A 23,948-nucleotide genomic window follows, 5' to 3' on the forward strand; every position below is an offset into this window, starting at 1 on the left:
ATATAACAGCCCAATATATTTTAAAATAATCGCCAAAAATTTGATTAGCAAATTGTATCTTTGCATCCCGACAGAGATGTTGGGATTTTCGTTTCATAGCAGAGGAATTCTCCCAGCTATCGGTCAGTTAGACTATCACTTTAGACTTTTTTAAAAATCCCACATGCCTAAAGACACTTCCATCAATTCAGTATTGATTATCGGATCTGGACCTATTATTATTGGACAAGCCTGCGAATTTGACTACTCTGGTTCTCAAGCCGCACTTTCTTTGAAAGAAGAAGGAGTTAAAGTTTCGATCATTAACTCTAATCCGGCTACCATCATGACCGACAAGGTAATTGGTGACCATGTTTATTTAAAACCTCTTACACTCGAATCGATTGACGAGATTTTAACAGAACACAAAAACAATCCTAATTTGCCTACTATTGATGCGGTTTTGCCTACTATGGGCGGACAAACTGCACTAAACCTTTGCGTAGATGCCGAGGAAAGAGGTTTATGGAAAAAACACAACGTTAGAATTATTGGTGTTGATGTTGCTGCCATTGACAAAACTGAAAACAGAGAGTCTTTCCGCCAATTAATGGTTGATATAGGCGTTGGTGTTGCTACTTCAAAAATTGCCAATTCGTTTTTAGAAGGTAAAGAAGCAGCACAAGAAATTGGCTTTCCACTGGTAATTCGCCCTTCTTATACCTTGGGTGGCTACGGCGGTGGCTTTGTACACAAAAAAGAAGAATTTGACGCAGCCCTTAAACGCGGTTTAGAAGCTTCGCCAACCCACGAGGTTTTGGTAGAGCAAGCGGTTTTAGGCTGGAAAGAATACGAGTTGGAGTTATTGAGAGATAGCAATGATAACGTTATCATCATCTGCTCTATCGAGAACTTTGACCCAATGGGTATCCACACTGGAGATTCGATTACCGTTGCCCCTGCAATGACCTTATCAGATCGTTGTTACCAAGAAATGCGTAACCAAGCCATCAAAATGATGCGTGCCATTGGCAACTTCGCTGGTGGTTGTAACGTACAATTCTCGGTAAACCCAGATAACGATGAAATTATCGCGATCGAAATCAACCCACGCGTATCTCGTTCATCAGCGCTAGCAAGTAAAGCTACCGGTTATCCAATTGCAAAGATTGCGGCTAAATTGGCTATCGGTTACAACTTAGACGAAATTGAAAACCAAATCACGAAAACGACTTCAGCCTACTTTGAGCCGACTTTAGATTACGTAATCGTAAAAATCCCTCGCTTTAACTTCGATAAATTTAAAGGTGCCAACATGGAGCTTGGCTTGCAGATGAAGGCTGTAGGTGAGGTAATGGGTATTGGCCGCAGTTTTAACGAGGCTTTACAAAAAGCTTGTCAAAGTTTAGAGATTGGCCGTGCTGGTATCGGTTCAGATGGCCGTCAGAAACGCGATATCGAAGAAATCATGCATGGTTTACAACATCCAAGCTGGAACCGCGTATTCTTAATTAAGGATGCGATGAGCATGGGCGTACCATTAGAGTCTATTCGCAAAGCAACTAAGATTGACAAATGGTTCTTAAACCAAATACAAGAGTTGGTAACGTTAGAAACTGAACTAAAACGCTACTCTTTAAATAACATCCCCAGGGATTTCTTCTTCAACCTTAAACAAAAAGGTTTCTCTGATATCCAAATTGCCTTCATTTTAGGTAATGTAACTGAGGATGATGTTTACAACCGCCGCAAGGAACTGAACATCAGAAGAGCTTATAAAATGGTAGATACCTGTGCTGCCGAGTTTGCTGCACAAACCCCTTATTTCTACTCTACTTTTGAAGAGGCTCCACAACAAATTTCTCTGGTAACTGGAGAGATTCTATCTGACGGAGATGAACTGGGCACCAACGAATCAATTGTTTCTGACAAGAAGAAAGTAATTGTTTTGGGCTCTGGCCCTAACCGTATCGGTCAAGGGATCGAGTTTGATTACTCTTGCGTTCACGGATTATTAGCGGCAAAAGAAAACAACTTCGAGGCCATCATGATCAACTGTAACCCAGAAACGGTAAGTACAGATTTTAACATGGCCAACAAGCTTTACTTCGAGCCTGTTTTCTGGGAGCATGTACGTGAAATCATCGATTTAGAGAATCCAATTGGGGTAATTGTTCAGTTGGGCGGCCAAACTGCCCTAAAAATGGCCCAAAAACTGCACGAAAACAACATCCGCATTATCGGTACTTCTTATGAAGACATGGATATTGCCGAAGATCGTGGCAGTTTCTCTGATTTATTGAAAGAATTAGATATCCCCTATCCAAAATACGGTGTTGCTGAAAATGCGGAGGAAGCCATTAAAGTTGCAAACGAGGTAGGTTACCCGGTATTGGTTCGCCCAAGTTATGTATTGGGTGGACAAGGCATGAGCATTGTAATTAACGACGAGGACCTGGAAAGCGCTGTAGTTAAATTGTTAGGTGATTTACCAGGTAACCGTGTACTGATTGACCACTTCTTGGACAGAGCAGAAGAAACCGAATCTGACTCGATCTGCGATGGTGAAGACGTACATATTGTAGGTTTAATGGAACATATTGAGCCTGCCGGTATCCACTCTGGAGATTCGAGCGCAGTATTACCTCCGTTCAGTTTATCTGACAAGGTCATTGCCGACATGGAAAATTACTCGAAGAAAATTGCCAAAGCACTGAATGTAATTGGTTTATTGAACATCCAGTTTGCAGTTAAAGACGATAAAGTATATGTAATTGAGGCCAACCCACGTGCTTCTCGCACGGTGCCGTTCATCGCAAAAGCTTACGATGTTCCTTATATCAATATTGCAGCCAGAATTATGCTAGGTGTAAACAAATTGAAAGATTTTAACATCGAGCGCAAGCTACAGGGATACGCCATTAAAGAGCCTGTGTTCTCTTACAATAAATTCCCCGAGGTGGCGAAAGAACTAGGCCCCGAAATGAAATCTACCGGTGAAGCGATCCGTTTCATCAAAGATTTGGAAGATCCTTACTTCTTACAACTGGTGAAAGATAAATCAATGTATTTGTCGAAATAGCTCAAGGATAAAAAAGCAAAGATAAAGTCCCTTAGCGTAATGTTAAGGGACTTTTTTATTGTTGTCAAACCATGGAAGTTGTCACATTGAACTTGTATAAATATAATTCGAAGCGCAAGTACAGCAAAATGATTTACGGACAGTCCTGCTTTCCGCTTTATCTTTTTTGTCCTTCGACGAGCTCAGGAACACAAAAAAGGATGCCGCTGCAATCAGGGCTACTTAACACAGGCCTGAGAACAAACCACATAGGTTTCATCGTATCACATCGATAAAACTAGGAGGTTTGCGGAGCTTGCAAGGTTTTTACCTAAACGATTACATTCTCGAGTTGCTAGATCTCCCTATTGAGATGACTTTAATCGGAGCTTGTCCCCCTTTGGAAAGGCAGCGGGAGGATTTATGTTTTATGCACAACCGTTTGTAAACTAAACCCGATTGAAGTGAAATCCTTTTTGTTGTTGGGATAAACCTCATAGGTTTACTTTGCATCATGCCGATAAACCTATGAGGTTTGGGGAGGTGGCCAACAAAAAGATTGAACGGAAAGCGGGACTTTCGGAACCGAAGTAATTCTGTAACTGCTTTTCTAATACGTAAATCTATTGTATCTTTGCGGCTCAATGAAACTTTGCGCAACTATATTATTCGATTTCACCGCTTTCAGATTTTTATAAATCTGCTGCTTGCCATTTTGTTTCTACAATACTAAAATTTGTATGCTTCACCCAGAGATAGAGAAAAGAAAAACATTTGCTATTATTAGTCACCCCGATGCGGGTAAAACCACCCTTACAGAAAAGTTCCTGCTTTTTGGAGGCGCCATTAACACCGCCGGTGCCGTAAAAAGGAATAAGGCCAACCAAAGCAACACTTCCGATTTTATGGAAATTGAGCGCCAACGTGGTATTTCTGTAGCTACCTCGGTAATGGGTTTTGAGTATAGTGGCAAACGCATCAATATTTTAGATACCCCAGGCCATAAGGATTTTGCGGAAGATACGTACCGTACCCTTTCGGCGGTTGACAGTGTGGTATTGGTGGTTGACTGCGTAAAAGGTGTGGAGGAACAGACCGAAAAACTGATGTCGGTTTGTAGGATGCGCAACACACCGGTAATCATTTTCATCAACAAAATGGACCGCGAGGGCAAGGAAGCATTTGATTTATTGGATGAAATTGAGGAGAAATTGAACATCAGCTTGTGCCCGCAATCATGGCCTATTGGACAAGGGCATACTTTTAAAGGTGTTTACAGCATTTACCATAACCAATTGAACCTTTTCCACTCGGATAAAACCAAAGTAACCGACTCAGTGGTAAAGGTGAATGATTTGAATGACGCTGCATTGCTCGATTATCTGCAAGAAAAAGAAGTAAATACCTTAAAAGACGAAACCGAGTTGGTGAACGGTGTTTACGGTGATCTGGATATTTCCCTGTACAAAGAAGGTTTGTTGGCGCCGGTATTTTTTGGTTCGGCCATTAACAACTTTGGTATTAAAGAGCTTTTGGATACGTTTATTGAAATTGCGCCAAGCCCCAAACATCGTGAAGCGGAAGAGCGTGATGTGTTGGTGGAAGAGAAAAATTTTAGCGGCTTTGTATTTAAAATCCATGCCAACCTCGACCCCAAACACCGCGATAGAATTGCATTTTTACGTATTTGCTCGGGTAAGTTTGAACGTAACAAGTTCTATTACCACACCCGCCAGGACAAGAAAATGAAATTTGCCAACCCAATGGACTTTATGGCCAACGAAAAAAGCTTGGTGGAAGAGGCTTGGCCTGGTGACGTGGTAGGTTTATATGACAGTGGCAACTTTAAAATTGGCGACACGCTTACTGAAGGTGAAAAACTACATTTCAAAGGCATTCCCAGTTTCTCGCCCGCTATTTTTAAAGAAGTGGAGAACATGGACCCCATGCGCACCAAACAGCTGGAGAAGGGCATTGAGCAATTGACTGATGAAGGCGTAGCACAACTTTTTGTGATGCAGCCAGGTAACCGCAAGGTAATTGGCGCAGTTGGCGAACTGCAATTTGAGGTGATCAACTTCCGTTTGGAGCACGAGTATGGCGCCAAATGCCGTTTCCGCACCCTTACCTATACCCGCTCACGCTGGGTTACTGCTGATGACAAGAAGAAATTAGACGAGTTTGTGAAGCGCAAGCAACAACATATCGGCACCGACAAAGAAGGCAATCCGGTGCTCTTATCAGACAACGACTTTATGTTGGATATGACCAAACGAGACTATCCAGATATCGATTTCCATGCTACAAGTGAGCACAAATAAAAAGACTGGCCTTTCGAAATTTCGAAAGGCTTTTTAGTTCGAATTCATTAATCATCCTGCATTTATACCGCCTAGTGTGAGATTGCTTCGTCATTCCTCCTCGCAAAGACGAAAAAAGAGCGTCATTGCGAAGAATGAAGCCTTCTTAAAGCGAAATATTTAGTGAGCTCATTAACATCAAGCAAAACAACAATCAAACGCGAGTTTTTAGTTTTTCAAGATGGTCACACTATCTGGATACCTTAACAAGATACTACTTTCATCGATTAGTTTTTTCAAGGTTTCATCTTTGATGGTATCAAGCAGTTCATTTCTGAGGTAAAAAGTTCTATCGCCCTTACCGTTTTTCCATTGCACAATCTTGCAATTGCAGGCATGGTTGTCCATGGTATTAATCACCTCCTTAATTTCCCCGCCACGCCCCTGTTTAATGTAAACCTCACGTATGCCTATAATATCATTATTTTCGCCGGCATCAAAATTCCATGAGGCAGAAACCACCATGATTTTATCTTTATTTTGAGACAACCGCATTAACGAAAGTCGTGGTGCTTCTATTTTATTTTCGCTGCCCTTCACATACGAACGAATAGAAACTACTTGCGGACTTTCATATTGCATGTAACCATAGTGGTCAAATCCAGCACCGTATCTGGTAAACACGAAATATCCATCCTTATATTTTACGTTCATGATGTTCCTTACAAACTTGTGGTAGCGGTTCTTGTCAGACTTACGGGCTTGTGGAGAACCAATGTACACCATCCAAATCCCTTCCAAACTATCTATCTCCGCTTGGCTAGGCTGATAGGGAGTAATCACTAAATCTTCTTTTAAGGATGACATTTTATTACTCGTATCTATCCATTTGAAAATAGCTACGCCAAGCAACACCAATAAAATAAGAATAAGGGAGAAGCTGCTTTTTCTTCGGCGACCAGAGGTTTTAGCGTTGTCGGCTAAATCATCTGGCTCAGTGGCAATTAAATTAGGGTCTAATATATTTTTCTCAAACCTATTGCGGGCAACCCCGTACAAATAAATATAACAGGCATCTACCAAAAAAGGACGAGGCTTTGCCACCAATCCATTAAACGCATCTTTAATTTGCCCGCCAGTGATGTCATACTTTAAATAAGGATATTCGGTTGCTTTGGCATTACGGTCCTCTGGATATGGGCTATGTCCAAACTCCTCCGAAGTATAAGGTAATTGATTGCTAATCCCACTCAACATCCTGGCGATGTCCTCATAGTTCCTACGATTGGTATTTAAGTTCAGCTTATTTCCTGTCTCTAGTTCGTACTTCTTAAAAACTTGCCGCAGTAAATACTCAACCTCATCCTTCCCAGATTTTAGTGCCATACCTGATTATTCTTCTATTCAAACATTAAACACGTGAGCAAATCAACCCGTGTTCAATTTCCAGCTTGGTTATTGAACCTTAAAGATATCAATAAAAAGCGCAAATTAACAATAACAAAATCCTTACAAAAAACAACACAAAACACTATCCATCAAACAGATATAAAAATTTCGGAAAATTTGCAGTGATTTTCCGAAATCAAAAATAAATTTTCTAAAACCAATTTTATGGCCAAACAGGCTGCCACTTCTCTAACTTTAGTTTAAAACCAACTGGCTAAAACAGTGTTCAAATTGCTCTTAGCTTGGCGGTCAAAACCAAATATTAACCTAAAAAAAGAACTCCATTGAAGTATCTTAAAATCTTGTATGTACAGGTCTTAATCGCCATTGTATTAGGCGTAATCGTCGGACATTTTTTCCCAGGCTTTTCTGTAACCGCCAAACTGCTGGCCGATATGTTCATTAATATGATCAAGATGATTATTGCCCCTGTGATTTTCATCAGTATTGTATTGGGCATTGCAGGAGCTGGCGATTTAAAAAAGGTAGGTAGAGTTGGCGTAAAAGGCCTGATTTATTTCGAAATCGTTACTACTGCCGCTATTGTTATCGGTTTAATTGTAGGAAATGTGATTAAACCTGGCAGCGGTGTTCAAAGCTCTGCAGTAAATGCAGAACCTGCCGCCAAAGCAGCATCTGCTACGGGTATAGATTGGACGGAATTCATCAAACATATTGTGCCAGATAACGCCATAGCCGCTTTTGCCAAGGGTGATATCATCCAAGTACTATTTTTCGGGATCTTATTTGCCGTGGCCCTAGCCAAAATGGGTGAAAAAGGCAGCTCGGTGATTGCAGGTTTTGAGAAAATCAATAAAATATTGTTCAACATCTTGCACATGGTGATTAAAATTTCACCTATTGGCGCTTTTGGCGGCATGGCCTATACCATCGGGAAGTTTGGTTTCTCTACCCTGTTCGTATTAGGTAAATTGCTCATCACTTTCTACATCACAGGTTTCCTTTTCATTTTCGTGATCCTTTACCTCATCTTAAAATTTAATGGCTTTAGCCTTTGGAAATTATTGGGCTACATCAAAGCAGAATTATTGATTGTATTAGGTTCTAGCAGTAGCGAAGCCGTGTTGCCCAATATCATGGAGAAACTTGAAAAAGCAGGCTGCAGCCGTAATGTGGTGGGTTTAATCATCCCTTCTGGATATAGCTTTAATTTAGATGGAACCAGTATCTATTTAAGTTTGGCCATCATTTTCTTGGCGCAGGTATTTGGCGTTAATTTAACCTTGGGACAAGAACTTACCGTGATAGGCATCTTACTTCTAACCAGTAAAGGTGCTGCAGGCGTTACTGGAAGTGGTTTTTTGGTGCTTACCTCTACCTTAACCATCCTTAATATCATCCCGTTGGAAGGCATGGCCTTGTTGGTTGGTGTAGACCGCTTTATGAGCGAAGGCAGGGCCATTATCAATGTAATAGGAAACACCGCAGCCACCGTAATCATCTCCAAAAGCGAAAAAGAAATTGATATGCAACAATACCGACTCATTGTGGAGAAAGTAGAACCGGCATAAAACCATTGGTTATTTTTATCCTTTAAAAATAAAAGTTATGAAATATTTTTTGTGTGCAGCATTTATCGCCTTATCTAATATCGCCTCTTCATTTGCGCAAATCAACAGCGGCACGGTTGGCAAGCAAATGTTTTATTTTGACAATAAGGGAAAGCTTAAGAGCCCAATTAAGGTGTTTTACTTTAGCCCTAAGGCCAACAATCCCGATATGCCTATTGTAGTGATGTTACATGGCGCAAACCGAGATGCATCAGCTTATATGGACGATTTGGTAAATGCCGCAACGGTTTTTGGTTGCAGGATCATCGCACCAGAATTTGATCAAGAAGATTATCGCGGAGCCGAAAAATATAACCTGGGCAATGTTTACGAAAAGAATAAAAAAATCTTTTTAAGCCCCGAAAAATGGAGTTTCTCCTTAATTGAGCCCTTGTTTGACCACGTGGTAACGCAAATTAAAAGCAACAACAAGGGTTATTATCTATACGGTCACTCTGGAGGTGCACAGTTTGTACATCGCTTTTTAATGTTTGTGGACCAAACCCGTGTTATTAAAGCCGCCTTTGCCAATGCAGGTTGGTACACCCTTCCGGATAGGACTACCGAATTCCCTTTTGGCATTAAAAATTCTCCTGTAGACCAAGCGCAGCTTGCCCGTTTTTTTGCAACGAAAGTTTATGTGCTGCTCGGCATGGACGATACCTCAACCGACGAGAAATCATACAATACTACCGATGAAGCAGAGGCGCAGGGGAAAACCCGTTTTGAGCGTGGGCAGTACTACTACAAAGCGGTAAAGGCCAAAGCCGAAGAAATGAAACTCCCTTTAAACTGGACGGAGATATTTGTTCCTAATGTGGGCCACGACAATGGCAACATGGGAAAGTTTGCCTTTGCTAATTTCTTGATGAACATCCAACAATAACCAAATATGACCAAACAAACCAAACTCACCACACTGATAGGGATTTGTCTTTGTTTTTGCATGGCACAATTTGCTTTTGCGCAAAGCGATGACCTCTACACCAGAGATTCGACCTATACCTTCAGTGAAACCTCAGGGAACGTAAGTCTGTTGAGGTTAAAAAAAGGCTATCTTCTAGGCGATGGGATTACCTTTATTTCGGGAAAGGGAAATTTTAACCTTAGTCCTTCCCTGCAAACCCTTTACGCGGTGAACACCACCAATAAAAACCTATCGTCGCCAAGTTCCACTTTTGCCATTAACAGAGCGAGGTTAAATGTATTTTCCAACCTGTTCGACAACAAGGTTAGCTTATCGGCCAGGCTAAATTTTGCTGCCAACTACAATAGCGTTACTACGGGCAACCGGTCGTTTAACACCGTGCTTCAAGAAGCGAATATCGAGTATCGTCCCAATCGGACACACGTGTTTAATTTTGGCTTAAGGGCCGATTATATTGATGGCAGGGAAACAAGGATAGAAGGAGAAAGTATTGGCTTTATTGACCGAAGTCTTTTGTCTGATGCCTTTGATGCCATTTTTGATTTCGGGATCCGCTACAAGGGGAATTACAGGCTGGGCGGAAAGCATTTGCTGAAACCTTACTTATCGTTCACTACTGGCGATGGCAGAAGCGCCTTACAAAAAAACTACGGTGGCTTTAAATATGGTATCCGATTAGATTACCTGCCATTCGACAAGTTTTCTCGTGGTGGCGAATTTTACATGGATGATTTATATAGAGAAGAAAAACCAAAGCTGGTGGTGGGCGTAGTTTACAGTTATAACGATGGGGCAACTTCTGCCAAAGGAACTAATGGCGGTCGTTGGTTATACGGCGATGCCAACCAGCATATATTATTGCCAAGTTATAGCAAATTTGGTGCAGATTACCTTTTTAAATACAATGGATGGTATTCGATGGGAGGTTTTGTGCTCACCCAAGCCAAAGTTCCATCGAACATTGCCGGCGAATTTAGGTTAGATGGCACCTTTAATGCCTACTCCCCATCGCAAACAGCTCAACAAATTAAAGATAAAGTGTTATCTAGGTTAAACTTAGGTAAGGGCTTTAATGTACAAGCTGGCTATCTGTTCCCTGTAAATTGGGCCGTTGGTGCACGATACTCTACCCTAAACGAAAATAATGTCACGGCATCTTTTTCTGACTACGACAGGAGCTACACTTTCGTGACCACCAAATATTTATCGGGCCATGCCTTAAAAATACAGTTTGAGCTGGGCTATAGCCAACTGAAAGAAGCCCTGAAAACAAGTACACAAACCGGCAATTACTACAGCCAACTACAATTTACCATTCAACTATAACTCTAAATTATTCTGAGACATGAAAAAAATATTATTTTTCTTTTGCCTTGCACTATCACTCATCCATATTGATGCAATGGGGCAACTGGTACAGCCCGACTCGACATTTACCTACGTGAATGGCGAGGGTACTTTTATCAAATTGGGTAAGGGCGAAGGCACGGTGATCAATTTATTGGGTGCACTTCAATCAGGAGTGCAATATGGCCGCCTTGATTCTTTATCCAAAAAAACCAACAATAGCAAAATGAGCCTAAACTTGGCCAGGATATACTTAACGGCTACCAATACAAGGTACGGCGTATCGGCAGGTATGGTGACCGATTTTACGGGAACATCACCCATCTTGGAAGGTTGGATTGCCTATGACTTTAACAAAAGGATCAAGCTAGTTTTAGGGCAGAAACAAACCCATACCAACAACCGCTTGGCCATGGGCGATGAACGTTACGCCCAAACCATGGGACAAACCATTGCAGGAAAATCTAACGATGGCATTGCATACGGAGGCTTGATGCAAAACTTTGTAGGTGCTACTCGTGAAGGAGGTTTGTTTGTAGAAACGAATTTTAGCCTCAACAAAATGAGAATTTACCCTTCTCTTTCTATCACCACTGGCGAGGGACAAAACTTTTTCACCTCACAAGGAAACATGGGTTTTAAATATGGTGGCAGGTTAGACATTATGCCTTTGGGAGATTTTACGAAGAACAATGCTTACATCGGCCATGATATTTATCGCGAAGCAAAACCAAAATTGGCCATTGGTGTAGCCGCAAGCTATAACCAAAAAGCGAGTAGCCCAATGGGCAGTGAAACGGGATTGATTACGGGCATTTACGACAATGTTGGAGTGGCTAAATTTGCTAACTACCGAAAGCTAGTGGCAGACTTCGCCTTTAAAACTTCTGGATTTGCCTTAATTGGCGAATATGTAGTGAGCACGGTAACAGGCAAAGATTTATTTACCAACGTTGCGGCCACTAACCAATTAACTGCCGAAGTAGCCAGTTCTTATTACAACATTGGCAGTGCGTTCAACATCCAATCATCTTATGTGTTTAAATCTGGATGGGCTGTAGATGGCAGATATGCAATAGTAAAGCCTGAGTTTGACATTGCTGGTTCAAAAATTACCGACCAAAAATGGGCCAGCTTTGGCATCAATAAATTCATTAAAAACAATGCGTTAAGAATTGGCATCAATACCAATTACATTGAGAACAGCTCGCCTACTTTTAGCTCGAAAAAATGGATCAACAATTTAGCCGTTCAAATTCTTTTATAAGCTATCAATTATCCTATTTCTCATTATTAAAGAAACATAACATGAAAACATATTTTCCAATTATACTTTTCATCATTACTATTTTTTGTGGCTGCTCTTCTGAAATCGAATTTACACCAGTTGCGCCCCCGCCAAGCAATGATAATTCAGATTTATTGATTTCTGAGATCTCTACAGCCATCAATACCGATGCAAATGCGGCAGGTACACGCCCTCATTACGTAGAAATTTACAATGGCACCAGTGCCAGCGTAGATTTAACCAACTATGCCATTGGCTATATGGCCAGTACCGATGCAAATACCTTAGTGAACTGGGCTTTCCCTGTTGGAAATTTTTTCCTACTAACCACTTCGCTTGCAAAAGGTAAATGTTACGTGATTGCTTCACCTCAAGCTGATCCCACAGTAATCAAAAGCGATGTTACCTGGGGAACCACCAGCACTACAAGTGCCAATGCCAGCGTACCCTTACAATTAAGTGGAAATAGCGCCATTGCCTTGCTGAAAAAGGATGCCGCAGGCACCATTACGCTTAGTGGAAATACCTACAAAATTATTGATGTATTTGGCAGTCCGCAAGTAGCTAGGGTAACCAGCACAGGTTCAAGCAGTGCCCGCAATAATTTTATGTGGACCATAGCAGGCGAGGTTGCGGATACACGCAACAGAACTTTTTTCAGAAAAGCAACCGTTCACAACCCTACTACAGATTGGGCAAAAGCCAAAGGAACAACCGTTGCAGATAGTGAGTGGCAAATTTCGGGCGATAGGGCTTGGGATTATACCAACCTTGGCTTACCTACCAAATAAAACAAAGCGGCTAACGGTGATGACCAAGATATTGATTGAAATTTAGACCTACGTTAAATTTTTAATGATTTAATTGCCTAAGTTTAGGTAACCAAAATTAAATCTTATGACAACAACCAACACCTATTTAAATTTTAATGGTAACTGCGAAGAAGCTTTTAACTTTTACAAATCTGTATTTGGGGGCGAATTTAATTACCTTGGCCGCTTTGGCGAGATGCCTTCAAGTGAAGATTATATCGTTCCAGAAACCGATAAAAACAAAATAATGCACGTGTCCTTGCCTATAGGCAGTTCTATTTTAATGGGCAGCGATGTAGGTGGCGATTGGGCTCCCACCTTTAAACAGGGCAACAATTTTGCGGTATCAATTTCGGCCCACAGCAAAGAAGAAGCAGACCGCATTTTTAACTTCCTAGGTACCGATGGGCAAATTACCATGCCACTCATGGATACCTTTTGGGGAGATTATTTCGGTATGCTAACCGATAAATTTGGCATTAACTGGATGATGAGCTATAACAAGCAGCAAAAGTAACCCTCATGCCATCGGCACTTCGAGCGCCTTCCCCGCGATAGGGCTGGGCGCTCGAAATTATACGGCTACCGCAGCTAAAAATAAGCTCTTACCTGCATGTTTCCGGTATGTACGGTATTTACCGCCGGCGATTTACGCCCTTCGTAACTAATGTTTAGCTGTATACCGTTTCCTATAGTTCGTTGCAAGGCCAAGCCCCAAGTGTAGTTGTTACCTACCTGCAGCCCCGAAAGCATCTCATATCCTATAGTGCTATTGCCGTTGCCCTTAAACTTATTGTTGATAAAACTAACCTTTCCCGTGAGCACTCCCCTTTTCAAAACATTATATCGTGTTTCGGTAGTGAAAGTGATATTGGTGTTTTTTTCTCCGCCTAATGCCTCCATATTATGCTGGCTGCCATACACGCCTAAAAAGGTAAGTCTAAAATCAGTATTAAACTGGTAGTTAAACTCTGGCAACAGATCCAGATAAGTGATTTGATAATTGCGTTGCGAAAATAGCTCTGATTGATATTTTTTACGCCCATGATTAACGGTCAAATTAAGGTTGGCACTTCTAGCAGGAGTAGTTCTGATGCGCAATCCCGTTTCATGGCGTTTACGGCTGTCAAAACCGTTGCTCAAAAAGCTTTTTCCGCCATCTGTCAAATAATTAAAATCTACTCCAAATTTTGGATTGTTGCGGTCAAAAAACAAGGTATTCCGCAAAAAAGAGCTTAACGAAACCAGGTTTTCGCCATCAATTCCGGTATTGAATGGATTATACACTTCCAAGCCTTTACTGGCCAAGATCTTTCTATCTATTTTATAAGATAGCTGGTTAGTGAATTTGCGCAGTAATTTCTGCCAGCCTTTGGCGCCTTTTAAAATGGCGCTAGGCGTTAGCCTGATACTTTGGTTAATTCCAGTGAAATTGGTACGTACATATTCCGTACCTGCGGTAAAAACACGGATGTATTTGGCCTGATCTGGAAAGCGGGAAATTTCAAATTCGTTCAGTTCCTTAATGCCATTTCCGTTATAATCGTTCCAAGCGTAAACACCCTGTCCTGGCAGTACTTCCAGATAGGTGATTTCTCTTCGGGGCTCTTGGCCATTACCTACCTCATAGTACAATGAACTATTGATGAAGCCTTTGAAGGCATTCAGGCTGTAATCCAATCTGCCCACTAAACTTTCATCATTGCTCACGGAGGCAAAACCGTTGGTATAATCTGTTTTACGGTAACCAGATGTTAGGCTCAATACCGAATTGGCATTTTTGGTTAAATCTACTCCTAAATTTACACTCTGCGAATGTGAGCTATTTAGCAATTGAGTACCTCTCGGTAGCTGATCTTGTCTATAACTATAATCCAATTTGTACCGGTTGCTTTGACCAGCCTTACTTTGCAAATACCATTTATAGAGGTGGTACGAAAAGCTACTCCCTGTTAAAACATCTGTTTGCTTATCGCTGGTAAGGTTATGCTGCTGCTCAAACACGAATCCTGCAAGCAGGCCAAAGATCTCTCTATTCACCTCCAGATAATGCTTAAAAAAAGTGCCGCGGCTTACCGTAGCATCAGATTTAAGCAAACTGCCGTCGTACTTTAGGCCATATCTGCCCTGCTTATACAGGCCATTTACCTTATGCAAATAGCCTTGATATTGAGTTTCCCTGCTGAAGGTGCTTAGTGTGTAAGAGATATTTTGCAGTGGATTATTGTACAATTGCGCCCCCACCGAAAAAAGGTGTTCCGTTGCGGGAGTAGTGAGCGCATCAAGGTTAAAATCCCGATTGAACTCCACCATTCGGTACCTTTCTATGGGCTTAAAAGTTTTGCTTACGTACTCGTAATTGGCCGAGGTATTAAGTTTTAGCCCCTTTTGGTTAAGTTCAAAGGGGTGCAGGGCATCTAGTTTAAGGCCTTGTCCAGTAACGTTGGCCATGCGTTTATCCGCAAATAAATTCACATTGTTATTGCTAATAGCAAATTCGCTGCTAAAAACACTTTGTTTTTGGGGTTTATAATCGGCTGCAACGGTAATAAGCTGCTGCTGTTTGGGAGTAACCAGCAATGTAATAGGTTCATAATTTCCCTGCAAAACACCTCCTACGGGTTCTACAAACTCATAAACCTTTCCGTTTGCCGCCGACTGGTGGTTGATGCGGTAATTACCTTTTCCATCGCCAACATAAGAAAAGCCTACCCTGTATTTGGCTACGGCCGGATCAGTAGAATATCGATAATATTCAATACCTCCCGTAGAAAGTAATCGCTCATACAAAATCTCGTTCTCATTAAAGGGTACCTCCGTTACGTTTGGATAGTACGCCTGGGATATATTTTGACCCAAACTTGCCATAAATTGCTTTTGGGCATCTGTTAGAGTTTGCAAAAAAGGCTGATTTCGATTGTCTTTTTCATTATAATAATTTAGCCGAAAGGCAAGCTGCCCTTTTTCGATCCGCTGGTTTAGATAGGTTAACGAACGTGAGTAATTCTTATCAGAATATTCAAACTCCACCGAAATACGGGTGTTGAGATTAATGAGCTGTTTTGCGGTAAAGGTAATTTCGGCGGTATTATAATCAATCACATAGTCATTGTCTTGGCCACGCAACAAAGGTACGCCATCAATATAAACACGCTCGGTTCCGGCAATCACCACAATATAGGTTTCGCCGTTGTTTCCTGTTAGGCGATAAGGACCTTGGTTGCCCTCCTGGCCCATAATCTGGTTACGGGCAGAACGGCCTTTGGCCACCGCAGCGGCTACCGTGGTGCTAAAGCGAATACCATTTTCCGTTTTAAACTGATGGTTAATCATTGCGCCCTGCGTTCGTTTATAAAAGTTCATGAAATAACTATCAGGCCGCTTCAGTTCGTAATCTCCGGCAGTAAGTACCGTGCTGTCCTTCTTGATCTGCACAAACACCCGGTCAAATTCGTTCAATTGCTGGGTATTCCCTTCGGGCTGAATGGGCAGGTTATCATCAGAAATTGCCGCCAAAATTTCAATATCATTGGCAATTTTGCCCGACATTTGCAGCACCATATTGGAGTTAACCGAAAGATTTTGATTGTTGCCAAACATAATTCCTCTGGAAATACTGCCGCTTTTGTGCAGGCCTTTCATAGAAAACAGCGTATTTTCTACCGTTTGGGGCTTATAAACGTAGGTATCACTGCCACTAATTACTGATTGCTCCAGCCTTTTAATATCCTTGTGCCGATAGGTTTTGGAGAACAACATGGGGAAAACCTTGTAATGCAGGTTTAAGGATATACCTTCGGCGCCCTTCCATAAAAAAGTAGCTTTGGCGTAATCAACGGTATAAAGTGAGGTATCGGCAGCTATATCCTCTGGATATTTCACGGCGAATGACTGAGGCACAATGCTTAAGCTATCCAGCAAGATAACCGTACGGGAGCTGGTTATTTTTTTAGATCGCCGGTTGGTGCTGAGCTGCGCTTTTAAATCAGTCCCAATCAAAATCACCAAAAGCGATATGAAAGCCCATCTAAGCATTTTAAACCAAGGGGAAGGTAAGGTAGAAGATGGTACCATTGTTCAGCACAGAGGTAAATTCTACTTTTCCTCCGGCATTTTCTATCGCCTGTTTAACGAAAGCCAAGCCCAACCCGGTTCCGGATGATTTGGTGGTAAAGTTGGCTCGGAATATACTACTATGCAAACTTGGATCAATGCCCTTGCCATTATCTTCCACTTCTACAAAAGCCTGCTTTTCATCATTGGCAATATGTACTTTAATGACACATTTCTCCTTTCCATCCGCAGCTTCTATCGCATTTTTAAATAAGTTATTGAACGAACGCAACAACTGGTCTTTATCGCCCAAAACCTGTATTTCTTTATTGCTCCTATTGAGCACATGGATCTCTACGTGATCAACCGAACTGAAAACTTCCTTGGCTTGTTCAATGATGGGAACCAGTGCAATATCCTCCAATTTGGTATCGGGCATTTTTGCAAAATTGGAAAATTCCGATGCAATGGTGGCCAAGCTATCAATCTGTTCTACGAAAGATTTATTGAAACTAGCAAATTTCTTTTCAAAATTAGGGTCGTTTTCCTTCCATGATTTTTCCAGAAGCTGTACGCCTAGTTTTAGTGGCGTTAAAGGGTTTTTAATTTCATGGGCCACTTGTTTGGCCATTTCACGCCATGCACTTTCCCTTTCACTTCGGGCCAGCTTGTTGGCGCTAATTTCCAGTTCGGCAATCATTTTATTGTATTCCTTAATCAGCACCCCTATCTCATCCTGCCTGTGCCAAACAATAGGCTGGTTAGTTTGTCCCAGTTTTGTACGCCTGATATTTTCTTGGATAAAGGTTAAAGGACTGGTAATTTGGTTGGCCAGGAAAACCGCCAGCACACCAATAAGCACAAATACTAAGGCGTAAATATTGATCAGGGTATTGATAAACAGGCCAATTTTCGCCTGATAGTCTTCTTCGTTTGAGTAGTAGGGCACGCTTAAGTAACCTACGGTTTGGTTATTGGCATTTCTAATGGGGGCGTACGCCGCCGCATAGGTAAAATCGCCAATTTTTTCAGCGGGGTTGATAAATTCCGATTTTTGTTGCACGGCCAATTGCATATAGGCCGTTGGCCCCATTTTACGGCTAATAATTCCCAAGTCGTAAAGTTTTGGCAACGATGTCAGGTACAGGTTGCCTTCAATATCAAAAAGGTTAAGGTAAACGCCATTAACATCTGCAAACTGATTAAATTCAAACTGCGATTCGCTGTTATTGCTGATGGTTCCGGGCAGCGCAATATGCTTTTCATACGCCAGCTGTACTTTTCTCAGCTTTTCCCTAACTTGCTCCGTTTGCTGTTCCAGGTATTGGTGCCTGATGTTGAAAAAGGTTGTCCAGCCCACTATAATTAGCGTAGCCACTACCGATAGTACGATGGAGAACTGGATACGTGTTTTATAGAGGATTTTATTGGCATTGATCATCAAATACCTGTTCAGGTTAAACAGGCCTCCACGGCTATCGCTAATGTTTACCGCCAACCAGGTGATGATGTAAATAAGTACGCCAAAAAAGATAAAAATAAGGAAAAAGAAGGATAGCGTAGCCAAGCGAACGGTAAAATTTACTTTTTCGATACTGATGACAATTAAGCGATTATTGGCCGGCTTGTACACCGCATGGCTGTAGGAGCCCGCATTTGTATATTCGTTTACAAACTCAATGTTATCCCTTTCACCTTTAAATACGGAGTTGAACATCGGGTAAACGTATTTTCCGGATTGCCCAAAAAGTTGGTTTTGCTTATAAAATGCCAGCGAATAATTGCTCAGGTCTTCATCGCTTTTCAGTTTTCCGTCAATCAGTAGGTCAGGAAAAAAGCTACTATAATCATAAGGCCTCGAGGTAAGCTCCACCACCATGGTCCCCAAGAAACTATCTCCATCAAAAACAGGAATAATCCCAAAATAATTCTGAAAGCCAAAAGTGTCGTTAACCCGATAAAAATAATTTGCCTGTTGCGTTTTTACCGCTCCAAACTTCACCAGATTTTTGTACTTGTTGATCGGTAAGCTCTCGGCGCTTTTAAGAGACTGATCATTGCTGTTGTATTCAAAGATTTTGTACTCAAATCTCGACAGGTACCCGTCGAGGTAGTTCTTAGAGATATAGTTATGGAAATTAGAGGTCTGTATCAACAAAGGCTGCTTAAAATAGCTTACCACCTGCGAATCTATGGTTAGGCCATGTTCCAGAAGCTCAATGGCATTCATCACTTTCGGGTCATCCTCATTCATCAGCTTCCTGGCAATGCCCGTGCGGGTAGTCCTTTCTTTGATGTCTTCAAACTTGATGTACTTGATAGAAGTAATGGTAGCCATACATAAAAATATAACCGCCATCACCGAAACCGACAACCTGTTTTTTTGGATATACTGATGATAAGCGATCATAAATATCAGCAGGGCGTATATCATGTAAAAAACGGTATAGTCTGTAACCAACATGTAAATGGTATAGCCCAGCAATAAAACAAGGAAAGTGTACAGCTTTTGGCGGGTGCTAATTACAAAATGGCCACAAAGTGCCACCACAGCACTCACCATCAGATAAATGTTAAGCCACACTAAACATAGGATAAAGATACTGAGCCAGCTTATCCACCCTAAATTGATAATGTTACTGATATTGAAATCTATTTTAGAATAATAGACTACACCAAAAAACAGGTCTTCGGTTAAAAAACCTATGCCGCCCAGCGCCCCCAAAAGCAGTGTTAGCAAAAAATAATTGGCAAATTTATTGCGGGCCAGCCATTTCGGCAACCTATACTCTTTTCTATGGGCGTATATAAACACCCATATACAGGTAAGTGCCAAAACGTTTAAAAGCAAATCGCCGAGTGAGGGCAGGAAATCGCTTTCGGCATAAATACTCGGATCAAATATTTTAAGGTCAAACTGATGGTTGAACCAAAAAAACTTCAAATCGGTTAACCTTAAGGCGATAAAATAAACAACAATGAGAAAAGTACCCCATAACAGCTTTCCGCTTCGGGCCAAGGCCAATCCGCAGGAGTTTATAAAAAGACTAACAAAAATTACCCCAATGATCCACAACCACAGTTCAGAGCTGGTGTAAATATTGTCCGTATAGTTATTGCTTAGCTTAACCGTAAAAAGATAATCCTTGTTAAGGCTAAAAATTTCGGTGGTTTCTTTATCCGTAAACGAGGCTATTTCTAAAGTTTTCTTATCATAAAGGCCTGGCCAAATTTCGTTTTTCAGATATTGGTTTTCAATAGCGTAATGTGCTTTTACGGTAATCATAAAAACAAATACATATTGGCCAACTGTTTTTTTAATTAGCTCGTAATAACCATTGGACAGCAAAACAAAAGAGGCCCCCTCTTTTACTTTCTGTATGTTTGAGGGCAAAGCCTTGTAGGTACTCCAGTATTCTAGCTGCTGGTTTTTATAAACGAAAACATTGATACCGCTCAATCGGTAAGTGGCAATAAAGTTATTGGCTAAACCTTCATCAACCGTTAATTTTTTGAGTTCTTCCAGTTTTAGGGGCAGGGTGAGGTAATCGTAAACGATCCGTTCCCTTTCCAATAAGTTTTCTTGCAGTTCATTGGCTTCATGATGTAACAGGTCCTGTCGGGTAATTGAGTTGCGCAGAGATATTGCCGTTATAAAACAGCAAAACCCTAATAACAACATCAATAACCTAATTTTTAGTCCTGTATTCAAATTCGGCAGCTTTAAAATATAAATATACAGAAATGGGGCTGTCTAAAAAGCAAAATCTTTATTCCCAACGTATAAACACAGAAAAAGTTACTCTTGTTGTTTCAAGAATAACTTTTCCCCGGTGATATTTGGGGCTGCATGCGGCAGCCCATTAGCGTTTATTATTTAAGCGATGTTTGCACTGCTGGTTTGCACCTCTCTGCTCACTTTTTTCACCAAACCTTGCAACACGTTACCAGGGCCTACTTCTACAAAATCGTTAGCCCCATCAGCAATCATATTGGCAGCCGTTTGGGTCCATCTAACGGCTCCCGTAAGTTGGGCAATTAGGTTTTCCTTAATTACCGCCGGATCACTGGTTGGCAGCGCATTTACGTTCTGATATATTGGGCAAACTGGGGCGTTAATTGTGGTGGCTTCAATAGCGGCCTGCAACTCCACTTTGGCGGGCTCCATGAGCGGCGAGTGGAATGCGCCACCTACATTGAGTTTTAAAGCTCTTTTTGCTCCTGCGGCAGTTAGCTTTTCACAAGCCTCATCTATTCCCCCAATGGTTCCAGAAATGACCAATTGCCCCGGGCAGTTATAATTTGCCGGCACCACCACCTCATCTACTTCAGCACAAATCTGTTCTACCACCTCATCGGCAAGGCCCAAAATGGCGGCCATGGTCGAAGGTTGAAGCTCACAAGCCTTTTGCATTGCATTGGCACGAGCAATTACCAGTTTCAAACCATCTTCAAACGACAAAGCATTGGCCGCAACCAGGGCCGAAAATTCGCCCAAAGAGTGCCCGGCAACCATATTTGGCTTAAAATCAGCGCCTAAAACTTTAGCCAATATTACCGAGTGCAAAAAAATTGCAGGCTGAGTTACATTAGTTTGCTTAAGCTCCTCATCGGTTCCACCAAACATAATATCGCTAATGCGGAAACCAATAATGTTGTTTGCCTTTTCAAAAAGTTCTTTAGCCAATGGGCTGTTTTCGTACAAATCTTTGCCCATGCCCACAAATTGGGCACCTTGCCCCGGAAAAATATATGCCTTCATTTTTTTAGATTGGAGATATGAGCCGTGGGACTTAACCTCTGCCACACACTCATACCACTTTTAAATGTTTGATTGTTATTGTTAAATTGTTATCAAGGAGAAAAGATTTCAAATGATTACAACTAAAAACTCTTTGTGTTCTTTGCCGTAAAGCTGAAATCGCAAATTAGTCTAAACTTGCGGTAATCAACCTTAAAAACTCTGCCCTGGTTTTATCGTTTTTCATAAACTCGCCCGTAAATGCCGAGGTAGTAGTTACCGAGTTTTGTTTCTGTACGCCACGCATGGCCATACACAAGTGTTTACACTCCATAACCACTGCCACCCCCGCAGGGGCCAACGTGTTTTGGATACAATCCCTGATTTCGTTGGTTAAACGCTCCTGTACCTGCAACCGACGGGCAAAAGCATCAACCACTCTTGGAATTTTGCTCAGCCCAACAATATGTCCATTTGGGATATAGGCAATATGCGCTTTGCCAAAAAAAGGCAGCATGTGGTGCTCGCACATCGAAAATACCTCAATGTCCTTTACCACCACCATCTGACTGTAATCTTCCCTGAACATGGCCGATTTCAGAATCTGCTCAGGTTTAATATCATAACCATGGGTTAAATATTGCAGTGCTTTAGCTACACGCTCAGGGGTTTTCACCAAGCCTTCACGTGCCGGGTCTTCACCCAAACGTTCCAAAATATCTTTATAATGTACCGCTACCGCATTAATTTTATCCTCATCATATCGGTCTATTTTTTGGTAGCCCAATAATAGCTCCTGTTCGTGGTCGTGTTCGTGTGCCATAAATAAGATGTTAGCCGAAATATTCGACGTAATTGTTATCTGTTTCGTAAATTTTGATGCAATGAAGCTGAGCGCCACTTTCGCTAACATGGGGCGCCAATATGTCCCAAATGGCAATAGCCAAATTCTCCGTAGAGGCTAGTTTGCCTTTCATGAAATCCACGTCCAAGTTTAGGTTTTTATGGTCTACCTTATCAATCACATGCTTGTTGATCACTTGTTTCAACCATTTCAAATCTACCAAAAAACCAGTTTCCCGATTTACCTCGCCTTTAACCGTTACAAACAATTGGTAGTTGTGTCCATGCCAGTTCGGGTTTGCACATTTGCCAAACACTGCTGTATTCTCGTCTTCGCTCCAATCAGGGCGGGCAAGTTTATGCGCAGCGTTAAAGCTCTCCCTACGTGTAATATAAATCATCTTTAAAAAATAAGACGCAAATATACAGATAAAGTCAATAGCCTGCCGTCGATATCGGCCCGAAGTTAAAATTTGAAAATGCGCTTACGATTTGAAAAACAATGCCTGTCTTTCATCGCAATGTTAATCCCGCTTTCCGTTACAATCTTTTGCCCCAACTTCTGTCAGCCTACTACACAAAGGACATTGATTGCAAAAGTATTTTCACTACAATCGGGTTTAACTTACAAAATACACTGCTCATGGGTTAAAAAACCAACAAACAAACCAAAAATAATCGTTACTTAGTGACATGAAAATTTTGGTAGTAGCAGCAACACAGGCCGAAATAGCTCCAACATTGGAACATTTTGGCATTGCAGAAAACAACTTTATCGAAACCAAAAACTTTGACATACTCATTACAGGTGTAGGCATGGTAGCTACGGCTTTTTCCTTGGGGCAAAAGCTCAACCAATCCTATGCACTTGTACTTAACGTAGGCATTGCCGGCAGTTTCGACCGTGAAATTGCTTTGGGCGAGGTCCTAAATATTACCCACGATATTTTTGCCGAACTAGGCGCCGAAGACCATGAAAATTTCATCACTTTACCACAATTGGGCTTTGGCGAAAATGCTTTTTCTTCCTCAACCGAAACAACATTGAACTTGAAAAAAGTGAAAGGAATTACGGTGAACAAGGTGCATGGCAATGCTAAAAGTATCCAAAAAACCATTCAGTTATATCAACCCCAAACAGAAAGCATGGAAGGCGCCGCTGTATTTTACGCTTGCCAGCAATTGAACATTCCTACTTTACAGGTTCGCAGCATTTCTAATTACGTAGAACCTCGCAACAGAGAAAGCTGGAAAATTGGGTTAGCCGTTAAAAACTTGAATGATTGGTTAATCGGTTTCATCAATAAGTCTGGTAACTAAGCACCATGGCCAACCAAAATGAGCTCAGCCCGATGATCAAAGTAGATAAACTAAAACTGCTTACCGACCAACCTCCAAACGTAGTGATTGTAGACGTGATTAGCCCTATTACTGCTTAAGAACTGTTCACTGTAATTGAAAAACAATGCCCCTATGCATCTATGTGCTTGTATTTATGAAAGGAAATATAACCACATAAACACATGGCAAAAATAATTGAAGCTCAAATGACGCATAAATTTATTTCATCCCGTAA

General features: G+C 41.5%; 15 protein-coding genes. 9 read left to right on the forward strand and 6 right to left on the reverse strand.

Going from position 1 to position 23,948, the window contains the following annotated elements; genetic code table 11:
• Positions 1–163 precede the first annotated feature (163 nt).
• Both carB and DUT71_RS16870 read left to right on the forward strand, forming a co-directional pair.
• Positions 164–3,061: a carbamoyl-phosphate synthase large subunit gene (carB, locus tag DUT71_RS16865; protein WP_113663717.1), complete on the forward strand. Its 2,898-nt coding sequence runs from the start codon at positions 164–166 to the stop codon at positions 3,059–3,061.
• A 719-nt stretch (positions 3,062–3,780) separates the two neighbouring features.
• Complete coding sequence (locus DUT71_RS16870; RefSeq protein WP_113663718.1) at positions 3,781–5,361, forward strand: peptide chain release factor 3; 1,581 nt, start codon at positions 3,781–3,783, stop codon at positions 5,359–5,361.
• Between the two features lie 207 nt (positions 5,362–5,568).
• On the opposite strand, the gene DUT71_RS16875 is transcribed toward DUT71_RS16870, so the two are convergent.
• Positions 5,569–6,726, reverse strand: a complete 1,158-nt coding sequence (locus DUT71_RS16875) for a hypothetical protein (RefSeq protein WP_113663719.1) — start codon at positions 6,724–6,726, stop codon at positions 5,569–5,571.
• Positions 6,727–7,073: 347 nt separating this feature from the next.
• Between DUT71_RS16875 and dctA the strand changes: the two genes are divergently transcribed.
• From dctA to DUT71_RS16905, 6 genes are all read left to right on the forward strand, one after another.
• Positions 7,074–8,321: a C4-dicarboxylate transporter DctA gene (dctA, locus tag DUT71_RS16880; RefSeq protein ID WP_113663720.1), complete on the forward strand. Its 1,248-nt coding sequence runs from the start codon at positions 7,074–7,076 to the stop codon at positions 8,319–8,321.
• A gap of 37 nt (positions 8,322–8,358) precedes the next feature.
• On the forward strand, positions 8,359–9,246 hold the full coding sequence (locus tag DUT71_RS16885; protein ID WP_113663721.1) for a hypothetical protein: 888 nt from the start codon (positions 8,359–8,361) through the stop codon (positions 9,244–9,246).
• Positions 9,247–9,252: 6 nt separating this feature from the next.
• Positions 9,253–10,614 carry a hypothetical protein gene (locus DUT71_RS16890; protein ID WP_113663722.1) on the forward strand — a complete coding sequence of 454 codons (1,362 nt, stop codon included), beginning with the start codon at positions 9,253–9,255 and terminating at the stop codon, positions 10,612–10,614.
• A gap of 19 nt (positions 10,615–10,633) precedes the next feature.
• A complete protein-coding gene (locus tag DUT71_RS16895; RefSeq protein WP_162796087.1) occupies positions 10,634–11,902 on the forward strand; it encodes a hypothetical protein in 1,269 nt (422 codons plus the stop codon).
• Positions 11,903–11,943: 41 nt separating this feature from the next.
• Positions 11,944–12,714: a lamin tail domain-containing protein gene (locus DUT71_RS16900; RefSeq protein ID WP_162796088.1), complete on the forward strand. Its 771-nt coding sequence runs from the start codon at positions 11,944–11,946 to the stop codon at positions 12,712–12,714.
• Positions 12,715–12,820: 106 nt separating this feature from the next.
• Positions 12,821–13,252 (forward strand): VOC family protein, encoded by a 432-nt coding sequence (locus DUT71_RS16905; RefSeq protein ID WP_113663725.1) that lies wholly within the window; start codon positions 12,821–12,823, stop codon positions 13,250–13,252.
• Positions 13,253–13,326: 74 nt separating this feature from the next.
• Here DUT71_RS16905 and DUT71_RS16910 read toward each other — a convergent pair whose 3' ends face one another.
• The 5 genes from DUT71_RS16910 to DUT71_RS16930 form a co-directional block, all read right to left on the reverse strand.
• Positions 13,327–16,770, reverse strand: a complete 3,444-nt coding sequence (locus DUT71_RS16910; protein WP_113663756.1) for a hypothetical protein — start codon at positions 16,768–16,770, stop codon at positions 13,327–13,329.
• Between the two features lies 1 nt (position 16,771).
• Entirely contained in the window at positions 16,772–20,500 is a 3,729-nt protein-coding gene (locus DUT71_RS16915; protein ID WP_240186971.1) for a sensor histidine kinase, read from the reverse strand.
• Positions 20,501–20,665: 165 nt separating this feature from the next.
• The gene (gene fabD, locus DUT71_RS16920) at positions 20,666–21,550 is read right to left on the reverse strand and encodes an ACP S-malonyltransferase (RefSeq protein WP_113663726.1); all 885 of its coding nucleotides are present in this window, start codon (positions 21,548–21,550) and stop codon (positions 20,666–20,668) included.
• Between the two features lie 166 nt (positions 21,551–21,716).
• The gene (gene folE / locus DUT71_RS16925) at positions 21,717–22,352 is read right to left on the reverse strand and encodes a GTP cyclohydrolase I FolE (RefSeq protein WP_113663727.1); all 636 of its coding nucleotides are present in this window, start codon (positions 22,350–22,352) and stop codon (positions 21,717–21,719) included.
• 10 nt (positions 22,353–22,362) lie between these two features.
• Positions 22,363–22,773: a 6-pyruvoyl trahydropterin synthase family protein gene (locus DUT71_RS16930; protein WP_113663728.1), complete on the reverse strand. Its 411-nt coding sequence runs from the start codon at positions 22,771–22,773 to the stop codon at positions 22,363–22,365.
• 292 nt (positions 22,774–23,065) lie between these two features.
• On the opposite strand from DUT71_RS16930, the gene mqnB reads away from it, so the two are divergent.
• On the forward strand, positions 23,066–23,692 hold the full coding sequence (gene mqnB, locus DUT71_RS16935; protein WP_113663729.1) for a futalosine hydrolase: 627 nt from the start codon (positions 23,066–23,068) through the stop codon (positions 23,690–23,692).
• The last annotated feature ends 256 nt before the right edge of the window (positions 23,693–23,948 follow it).

Source organism: Pedobacter nanyangensis (assembly GCF_003313505.1).
GTDB classification, from domain to species: Bacteria; Bacteroidota; Bacteroidia; order Sphingobacteriales; family Sphingobacteriaceae; genus Pedobacter; species Pedobacter nanyangensis.